Genomic DNA, 7025 nt, shown 5'->3' with positions numbered 1-7025 from the left:
TTTGCTCAGTAGAATCGCTAGCCGGCGGAGCGGCTAGGCTATCTTGACTGGGAGCGAAGCGACGGACGAAATGAAATCGGAAATCCGTCGCTTCACTAGAGAGTGCGTGAGGCTAGCTCAAATGATTGTCGCAGATCCAAGCGAACCGGCCGCCCCAAGTGGTGGCGGCCGGTTCGCGGAGTGGACAATGCTAGCGTTACACTGTGTTCGCATCAAATTCGGCAAATCGTATCGAGAGACGGTTGATTTGTTGAGCGAGATGCCGGGAATTCTCGCAGAGCTTGGTTTACGACGTCCGCCGCATTTCACGACGTTGTGCGATTGGTTCAAACAACTGCCAATGAGTCACTGGCGGACCCTGCTGGCGCTGACGGGCCAGCAGGGTCCGTATGACGGAGCAGTTGATGCGACAGGCTTCTCTCGGGGGAAAATCAGCCAGCACTACGCCCAACGTAGTGGCTACAAACGTTCAGCACTGAAAGTGACGGCCCTCGTGGACATCGACTCGTTGTTGATTACTGATGTCCACTGCACGACTAGCGGGAAAGATGACAATCCGATTGGCCGGCAGGTCGCCCGCCGGAATGCGGGCGACCTGCAGCGGTTACTCGGCGACAAAGGCTACGATTCGATGCCGTTTCGGACAGAGCTGAACACTGCCGGCATCGAGCCAGTCATCAAATACCGCGAGTTCACTGACCACGACCGCGCACACAACGATCGGCTCAAAGACGCCGGCTATGGCCGGCGCTGGATGGCCGAGACAGCGTTCTCGGCCATCAAGCGTACCATCTCGACGAGCGTCAGTGCTCGGTCGTGGTTCCTCCAATTTCGTGAAATAATTCTCATCGCCGTCGTCTACAACATTCTGCGACGCTTACGACAGTGAATTCCAGTGCAGTCTATCGATCCTACTGGGCAAACATTTCTGAGCTTAGCTTCAAGCGGTTCTGTCGAAGCCCTTAGCCAATAATAGGTCTCAACAGCCGTGCTGATTACAGTGCGCATACCTTAGAGATGAATCACGGCGAACCGCACAGGTATTGAGATCTCTTTCACCCCTTGATCATTTTGATGATAACTGCCTTGTCTATTGCCGGTGAAATTAATATCGTGGCTGTATGATGTAGCCAATATGGGGCTACTGAGGCTGGCCCGTATTGCGGGAATTTTTAGCGGGACGGTAGCGGGAGCGATTATTGGAACATGGCTTCTAAATGGAGTGTTTGATGTGAGTGGTAGCATACTGACCGTCGTCATCGGGGGGTTTTGGGGTGCCGTTTGGGGAGCAAAATTTATTGGAACAAAATTTCATCCCGCCTTCATCGGCGGGACGGTGGGAGGAGTGCTGATGGCAGGTACAATGTTTATTTTGGAATTTATTCTGGGAACCGCAGCATTGGCATATAAGGTCACACTCTTGAGTTTTGGAATCTCTATTTCGAAAATAATTCCTGGAATGGTTGTGATTTTTATAGTAGTTCCTCTACTGCCAGGTACCGAATAGACAGAGATTGTCTGTTATTAACGCTACCTTCTGAATTGATTGTTCTATTACATAGAACCTCTGCATGTTTCACCGGATTTTTGATGGATTCCATATAGGTTGTCACTCGTCGCGGTATGTTTGGGCCCTGTCTCTACCGATTCGCAGGTCAGATCTAGTAACTGTTTACAGACACTCTCTGTTCGTGAGGCAACTGCTGACCATGACGACCTGCAGTTGTTCAACCTCGAACAGATTGTTGATCCGGCGTTGTCGGGGTAGGAGGCACTTGAGTGTATCTCCCGAGACAGTAATCCGGATTAGACCTCTTGTCTACAAGGGTTTTTACGTACCAGTTTCATTCAATTGGTTTAATGGTCGATCGACAGACAAACGATCAGTGCGACGAGTCGTATCAATCCTCGTTTAGACAGACAGTATCGAGTCAGAACCAGTTCACGCTCCCAGCACCCCTCGTGCGTGAACTCGGATTTGAAGCACATAAGTTCGCCCCGAAAAGGGGCGCATTGGTGGCGTGGTACTATTACGAGAAGCACGACAAAATGGTGCTCACAACCGATGAGGGAAACCGACCAACGCTTGACTTCGTCGGCGTGTCTAGTCTCTCCGGTGTCGGTAACAATGAGTTGGCGTCAGATGATGTGAGCGCTGCGCAGGTTACCATCATCACCGATCTTCCGGACCACCTGCATGCAAAGCTGACTGCGGACTCAGTCGTGTTGAAGCCAATCTACGCGAGCGAGCACCCGACATTGGAAGAGACGTGCGTCGCAGTCTACCCGTCAGAGGATTACGATGAAGGGACGTTGCCCAATGTGGAGCATGAAGTGAGAGAACGGGGTGCTGAAGAGTCGAGTTCGAGTGATGAGACTCCTGAAGTTGTGGTGGTTGACAAACACGCTAATTCGGTTTGAGTCGTTTCGGACTTACGAAGCTGAATCCGGTGGTGCGAGATTTTCTGGCAGTGTAGTGACAGGAGAGAGAGCCAGTGCTCGTGGTTGAATGGTCACTAATACTAGCAAATTACAATTTGATATGAGTGGTTCTCGATATGGGGGACAGCAAGGGGTGTGTTGAATGGATTACACACAGTGTGGAGACCATCGAAAAGAGATCGACATACTTGGCGTGGTTACAAGCCCTGGTCGATGGGTGTGCGTGTCAAAGCTTCGATACGGAAGTGAGTAAATATACCGGATTTCAGTTATATGTGATAGTTCGTCAACGAGGGCGCGAACCGATTCAGAGACAGCCGTTCTACAGGGTGTTCCACTCCTTGGATAAAATAATTATTACGCTCAAATTTATCTTTGCGTAAAAATATTCTACAGATAACATATCATTTATCTAATAAGAACTATTTAACATCCCCCCGTACAGGGAGGTATGCTGAACAATTCAGAAGACGATTCGGACGAGACCCAAGAGTATCAAGACTGGAATCACGACTTGGCTGCACTCCAAGCCATTGGGAAGGAACTCCTCGATGAATGGGAGGATCAGGACCCCCACACACCGCAGGATTACCCACCTGTGCGATGGTTGACTGACAACGGATACGCACACCTGCGATGGATACTCCGTGAGAAACACGACATGGGGACACCCGAATTTTTCATTCTGCTCACCTCTGCAGGCGGCTCGGACGACGACAGATACGAGTGGAGTATTGACGACGTTGTCACGATCGAGCGGGCGAAGGCCTATCTTGATGATTGCGTTGAGTGTCGGAATTGGGCCGACTCAACGAAGCGAACGCACCGCTCCCAGCTCGATCAAGTGCTGCGGCGGTTCGCTGCAACGTACGGAGACGATGCAATGATCGCGCTTGCGAATGACCCGTCGGTGGAACCCGAGGTTTATCATGCGTTCAAAGAGGTTGGGAAAGCTCTTAGAGCAGAATTGATATCAGATGATTCAGCGCACCACTATGTGCGCGCTGCACATCGATATTTTGAATGGCTTGACCGGTCAGGCCGGATCGAATATGACCCAATGGACGGGATTGAAGACGAGTTTCGGTGGGACTGGAGCTCCGAGTCAACTCCCCTGACTGGTGAGCAAGTCAAGCGGCTGTGGCTTGTCGCCGAGACAGATGCAGAACGGATGCTGGTGATCGGATACTGCGTGTGGGGCGTTCGGACAAAAGAACTGCCAGCAATCCACGTCGACCAACTCGAACTCAACACAGATGATCCCAAAATTGTATTTGGAGAGCGAGAGCGCAAAAACGGCCAAGGCGAAGTGTCGCTTATTTTTGGGCTTGATGCGCTTGCCGGTCTCCTCGACCAGCGCGCTCAGCAACCAAATTGGAACGGCTATCTCTACCCAAGTCCTGAAGAACACCGAGCAACCTTGTCTGCTAAGCAAGCGCGCAAACGCTTCAAAACGCTGTGTCGAAGGGCAAACGTGACGATCGACGGCGAAGATGCAACTCCCAAGCACGGCCGGTCGTTCTATTATAACATCTTGACTGAGGCCGAAACCGACCTCTTAGACGCTGCAGGCAAACTCGCTGAGGAGCAAGGGGCGTCCGATCCCAAGTCGGTTCGGGATTACTATCTCACGCCGGCACGACGGCGACGCTACAGGCGTGTCTTCTTCCGGCACCGAATCCGTCAAATCCTGCCCGAGAGCGCCTACATCGGGGACAGCAACACCACGAATATTGACAGATCACTTGACGAGTTTAACTAACGCTCTCGGATCTGAAACAACAGAAACACTCAAATCAACCAATGTCTAACTCGCCTGACGACGTAGAGATTTTGAAAGAGCGCCTCTCTGAGGATCCAACAGAGGAGTTTTTGGAGCAAATCGCTTCGACTGTCGTGGATGAAATTGCGGATTCGTTTCCGGAACTGGCACTGAAGTCTCGTCGAATGAAGGAAGTTCTCGATGATTTTCGGGGTTACAAGCTAGCGGCAGTCGACTCCACGGGTCAGTACAGCAGGAAACTCGACTACATCCAGACATACCTCGAAGACGAGATCGACGTCGAAACGACCGAAGACTTCGCCAGTGAAGACGTAAAACGATATAAAAACTGGCGGAAATACGACTCCTTGTCACGGGAGAAGCCGTTATCGAAAAACACGCTCAGAGACGATATGTATCTGTTTCGTGAGTTCATTCAGCACTTGATTGAACACCGGATGGTTCCGGTTCGCTTTGAAAAGGCGGTTGAGATCCCCGAAGTGGATCATGATTCTGGCGAAGGCGTGGATGAAAAGAAACTCGAACCTGAAATCGCCAAAGCAGCACTGGATTATCTGCGTAAGTACGAATATGCTGATGTGGAGCACGTCTCGATAGAGTTGATGTGTCAGTCCGGGCCCCGGAAAAATGGATTGCGAGGGTGCGATGTGGGTGATTTCAATTACTCGGAGCGGCTGCTCACCTTCGAACATCAGGAAGAAACAGAGTTGAAAAACAATGAGAAGAGCGAACGGGAGATTACGCTGTACGGCGACACTCCTGAAATCGTTCAAGACTATCTCGATGACCAACGGCCTGCAGAAACTGATTCGGAGGGCAGAGAGCCGTTACTTACGAAAGGTAACGGCCGGATCAGCCTATCGATGTTACAGAAAATCGCCTACAAGTGGAGTCGTCCCTGCGCGGTTGGACTCGGGTGCCCGCATGACCGCGACCCTGAAGATTGCGAGGCGGCCCAACGGAACAATGCTGCGTTCAAATGTCCAAGCAGTAGAGCACCACACCACATCCGGACGGGCTACATTACAGATCAAAAGAACAGAGGTGTTTCATCAGATGCGATTAACCAGCGCTGCGATGTGAGCCCCCGTGTCCAAGATCAGCACTATGACCTTCCCGACTATTCGGAAGAACGTGAACGCTTCGAAGACGAATTTAGAGATGCTGACGATGACCCTGCCACCGGATTCGATCACTGAAAGTACTTCGTGAAAACAGAAAAGCAAGCCGGTTAGTTTCGTATATTCTCAATTGCTTGTCTCTCTAAAATATGTACAGCCGAAAATGTTATAATTGTTCAACGGGTTTTTATTGTGAAGATCATGGATGATCCGTCTGATCCCTCGGAAGGTTCGGAAGATTCCTCTATAGATGGGATGATGCAGCATCTTGAAGAGGCGAAGAAGTTGGATAGGTCCAAAACGTCAAGTAAGCAGTCACAGTGGTCAGGGTTACAACGGAAAGTCCGACAATCCCACAACGTTGCGATTCTTTCCAAGAATTACGCTGATAGACTTGATGAACTGGTAGAGTTAGATGCTATCACCCATCGATCCGGGAGCGCATTGAAATCCGCAGCCTCTGCATATGATGCTCATGGGCAACTTCCAATCTACTATCGAACTGGAGATACGGTCACGCACACTGGCGTCATCACCGAATTAATTATCAATCCCGATCCGGATTCCAAGGAAGCGGAGGAATTCCGGAAACACATCAGCGAAGATGATACATATAGCCAGTACAACGACGAACTCGATACAACAACCTACATAGTAGAACAGGGAAAGAAACTTGAGAATCCATTTCTGATGACAGAGTTGAGAAAGGTATCTGATAGAGAACCCATCGATGAAAATTTCTGGAGGTCACCAGCGTATGTTTTCCAACGTGATGGCGACTTCTCCTCTACTAATTAAATCAGGTAGATTTGAGTATTCTGTGATCTCACGTCGTTGATAAATGACTAAGGGTGTGGGATATTTCGCCTTTAGTATGACTCGACTCGGTTCTTGGGACCCTTCTAATATTCCAAGCCTCAGTCAGCCCTTCACTCTGTTAGGCACGCTTCTTTTTCTCGTGCTTTTGACTACAGTTATCCTATGGTATTTCAGGTTCTTTCTCCCACCTTGGAACTCCATCCGGTTGAGGGCCACCACCGGGAATCTACTCAGCACAGGATGGATTTCATTTCGGAAAAGAGGAACCGAAGCCTATCTTTCGATATTCGGGAAAAATGGACTTCTGACAGGCCCTGCTTTTGCTTTTCTCATTCTTGGGATATCTGTCTGGTTATTGCCAGAGACAAATCTTGGGAAGAATGTTCCAAGTCAGTTATTGAGTCTTCAAGTCGGGTTGACTGGGGCAGGAACTATTGTGATCGTCTTTCTGATTGAACGAATTGCGTCTCGTAACCTTGGAAGGAACATCCTCAATTTGTTCTTGGCTCGGAGTAAGGTTATTCCATTTGTCGGGTTTCTCCTTTCTGCTATTGGAGCGAATGCGGCGATTGTCCATATCGTAGACGCTCCACGATCTGTAGAAACTACGGGGGTTATTTTGCTGTCTGCTGCATCACTAGTCGCCATTGGAGTATTCTATTGGTTGACGATCTCGTTGTTACTCGGTCATCCGTTTCGTGAACTATTGGCGTCAAGGTTGCAGTTACAGGTCAGACAAAGGTACGTGTTTACCCCGAGGATTCTAGGGTCGGGACAGCAAACTCTCGTGAAACCATCTCGTTGTCTCGGACAACTCGCTTGAGTTCGTCGTAGGGATTGCGTCCCTGCTGGCTCCACGT

General features: G+C 50.0%; 6 protein-coding genes. All 6 read left to right on the top strand.

Annotation, left to right across the window (positions count from 1 at the left end):
• The first annotated feature begins 70 nt into the window (after nucleotides 1-70).
• The 6 genes from EOW68_RS18000 (at nucleotide 71) to EOW68_RS17975 (ending at nucleotide 6144) form a co-directional block, all read left to right on the top strand.
• Nucleotides 71-889: an IS5 family transposase gene (locus EOW68_RS18000; RefSeq protein ID WP_128226538.1), complete on the top strand. Its 819-nt coding sequence runs from the start codon at nucleotides 71-73 to the stop codon at nucleotides 887-889.
• 246 nt (nucleotides 890-1135) lie between these two features.
• Complete coding sequence (locus EOW68_RS17995; RefSeq protein ID WP_431359053.1) at nucleotides 1136-1507, top strand: hypothetical protein; 372 nt, start codon at nucleotides 1136-1138, stop codon at nucleotides 1505-1507.
• Nucleotides 1508-1860: 353 nt separating this feature from the next.
• Nucleotides 1861-2421: a hypothetical protein gene (locus EOW68_RS17990; RefSeq protein WP_128226536.1), complete on the top strand. Its 561-nt coding sequence runs from the start codon at nucleotides 1861-1863 to the stop codon at nucleotides 2419-2421.
• Between the two features lie 472 nt (nucleotides 2422-2893).
• Entirely contained in the window at nucleotides 2894-4204 is a 1311-nt protein-coding gene (locus tag EOW68_RS17985) for a hypothetical protein (RefSeq protein WP_128226535.1), read from the top strand.
• 41 nt (nucleotides 4205-4245) lie between these two features.
• Entirely contained in the window at nucleotides 4246-5424 is a 1179-nt protein-coding gene (locus EOW68_RS17980) for a site-specific integrase (protein WP_128226534.1), read from the top strand.
• A 123-nt stretch (nucleotides 5425-5547) separates the two neighbouring features.
• Nucleotides 5548-6144, top strand: coding sequence for a hypothetical protein (locus EOW68_RS17975; protein WP_128226533.1), 597 nt, complete (start codon nucleotides 5548-5550; stop codon nucleotides 6142-6144).
• Nucleotides 6145-7025 lie beyond the last annotated feature (881 nt).

It is taken from the genome of Halovenus amylolytica, from assembly GCA_004015825.1.
In the GTDB taxonomy this organism is placed as follows: domain Archaea; phylum Halobacteriota; class Halobacteria; order Halobacteriales; family Haloarculaceae; genus Halovenus; species Halovenus amylolytica.
This window is presented reverse-complemented; position numbering and strand designations above follow the sequence as displayed.

Bases quoted from the DNA above. Each gene is read 5' to 3' on its own strand.
- EOW68_RS17990 (WP_128226536.1), top strand. From the start codon at position 1,861: ATGGTCGATCGACAGACAAACGATCAGTGCGACGAGTCGTATCAATCC.
- EOW68_RS17985 (WP_128226535.1), top strand. From the start codon at position 2,894: ATGCTGAACAATTCAGAAGACGATTCGGACGAGACCCAAGAGTATCAA.
- EOW68_RS17995 (WP_431359053.1), top strand. From the start codon at position 1,136: ATGGGGCTACTGAGGCTGGCCCGTATTGCGGGAATTTTTAGCGGGACG.
- EOW68_RS18000 (WP_128226538.1), top strand. From the start codon at position 71: ATGAAATCGGAAATCCGTCGCTTCACTAGAGAGTGCGTGAGGCTAGCT.
- EOW68_RS17980 (WP_128226534.1), top strand. From the start codon at position 4,246: ATGTCTAACTCGCCTGACGACGTAGAGATTTTGAAAGAGCGCCTCTCT.
- EOW68_RS17975 (WP_128226533.1), top strand. From the start codon at position 5,548: ATGGATGATCCGTCTGATCCCTCGGAAGGTTCGGAAGATTCCTCTATA.